Origin of the sequence: Belliella marina, assembly GCF_042682445.1 — a bacterium.
GTDB lineage: Bacteria > Bacteroidota > Bacteroidia > Cytophagales > Cyclobacteriaceae > Belliella > Belliella marina.
Genome location: NZ_JBHUHR010000046.1, coordinates 138,229 through 140,385, shown reverse-complemented (window position 1 = coordinate 140,385; position 2,157 = coordinate 138,229). Strand labels below are relative to the sequence as shown.

Here is a 2,157-nt window from a genome sequence, read left to right as displayed (position 1 = left end):
GTTAAGAGAATAAAAAAACAAATCGATAAATTCGGTCTGACTAATGAGGATTTAGGCCTCGAAATCAGCTCAAATTGAGGGATTTTGTTTACGTTAGTCAGAATGTTAAAACAACAGAGTAACTATGAGCTATAAGTTTCCAAAAGTAAAATTGAATGAAGAAGGACTTTTTGGTCCGACTACAGAAAACCATTATTATAAACCTGTAACCTATCACAATAAAACAGCTGCTGTAAATAAACATAAGACAACTTGGGTATTAAAGCAAAACGAGCAATTTGAAGTATTTAGAGTTTCTGACGAGAGTAAATGGTTTTGCAACGAAAAAAATGGTTTATTTTCAATTCTTGACAATGGTGGAGTAATTTTGGGGTCAAACGAAGAGCGATTATCTTTTTTTCCTAATCCTGTTAACACGACAGACCCATATCACGGATACCCAATTGATAGTGGAGAATATGAACCAAGCATTGAATTGGTTGACAAATGGCTTGAAGATAAAATCATTGACGATAGGCTTCATATAAAAATTTTAAAAGGTCAAATATGAAGACAATTAAATTTTCAATAAAAGTCAAAGCAATAGATAGCTATATCTATGGCGGTCACTTATTTTTAATCTTGAAGGACGGCAGAATTGCATATACTGAACTTAGTAAAGTAATAAGAAAGCTAGTTGACAGTTACCCTGATTTTGAAAATTTGATAAGACTTTCATTTCAAAGAAATGACTATTTAAGCAATAGACAAGGTCTTATGATTTTAGGCGTTGGTGAACTTAAAAATGTTCTTATGAAATTGTGGGAACGTGCAACAAACGAAATTGAATTTACAATTGATTTTGATATAGACGACTTTGAAATAATTTCAGAAATTCCTTCTATGCCCGTTCTTGATATGCGACTTTATGCAATGAGAATGTATTTAGGATGTAAAGAAGGACTTTATGAAATAAACCTTAATCCACAAGACAATTATCATTTGAAGCCAAGTAAACCCGAATTAAGATTTGACGCAAAAATAACCCATCTTAACGCAAAGTCAGGTGAAGTAATAATTTCTGCAAATAGTGAAGGTTTATTTCACGGTAGTTTTTTAAATGAAAAAAATAAACTTGAAGTAATAGCTAAACCTGTTGCAAAAAAATCAATACGGACAGGTTGGTCAAGTTATGATGTTATTAATTACGAAGAGCATAATAATTTTGAATATTTTGTAAATGAAACAGAAAGTATTGACAACAAACCAAAGTATTCAAAATTTGACGAACAATCTGTAAGAAGAAGAATTACTGAATTTGGTAAATCCAAATACGGAATGGGTCAACTTATGGAACATTCAAATTTAAGAGCAGAGGATGTAAGTTATTGCTTTAACAGTTCTACTTCAGGCTTTTTCTTTACCAAGGATGGACAATTTATAAATATCAATTTGAACAAAGAGAATAAGCAAGACTTATATTTCACTTCAAGAAATCATATACTGCCAAATCTTGAAAAATCAAAAAAACTATTTACAAGACCTGTTTCAAGTTCAATTGTTCCCAAAGGCTGTGTTATAGAGTATTTTGACAAAGTAGCCCTTTACCATAATGGAAAAGCAAAAATTATCGAAAATAGTCCTTCAATTAATGTTAGGTCATACCCAAGTTCCATAAGATACAGAAACTTAATTACAATAACAAAAGATGAAGAAATTTCGATTCATTCAATTTATCCTTTTGACGAAGCACCAATTAAATTGACATTTGATGACTTTGACTTTGAAAATATATTTAACTAATTATGACTCTCCCTAATCATGCATGTAGCCAAATATTCTTTGACAGGTAGTGTCAACTGATTTTATAAATGGATAAGATTGGTTTTCTTGTGACAAATTACAAAGCCATGAATATCTTAGATTTTACCAGGGATTTTCCTGATGAACAGAGTTGTGAGGAATATTTGAAATCCCACCGGGAAAGAGAAGGGGTTTACTGTAAAACCTGCTGCAGTTATACCAACCATTACTGGTTTGGCACAAAAAAGTGTTTTGAATGCAGTAAGTGCAGAAGAAGGACTTCCCTTAAAGCAGGCACTGTAATGGAGAGCAGCAACCTGTCGCTGCATACCTGGTTTGCGGCATTCCTATTGATGTGGGCAACCAAAAAGGGGG

The 2,157-nt window shown here is 32.4% G+C and carries 2 protein-coding genes and 1 pseudogene; all 3 read left to right on the top strand.

Annotated features, from left to right (window positions below; all coding sequences use genetic code 11):
* Positions 1-124 precede the first annotated feature (124 nt).
* On the top strand, positions 125-550 hold the full coding sequence (locus ACFSKL_RS19625) for a hypothetical protein (RefSeq protein ID WP_376888581.1): 426 nt from the start codon (positions 125-127) through the stop codon (positions 548-550).
* Positions 547-1,782 carry a hypothetical protein gene (locus ACFSKL_RS19620; RefSeq protein WP_376888579.1) on the top strand — a complete coding sequence of 412 codons (1,236 nt, stop codon included), beginning with the start codon at positions 547-549 and terminating at the stop codon, positions 1,780-1,782. The genes ACFSKL_RS19625 and ACFSKL_RS19620 overlap by 4 nt, the downstream gene beginning before the upstream one ends.
* A 107-nt stretch (positions 1,783-1,889) precedes the next feature.
* Positions 1,890-2,157 (top strand): annotated as a pseudogene (locus ACFSKL_RS19615) (IS1595 family transposase); the annotation flags it as partial.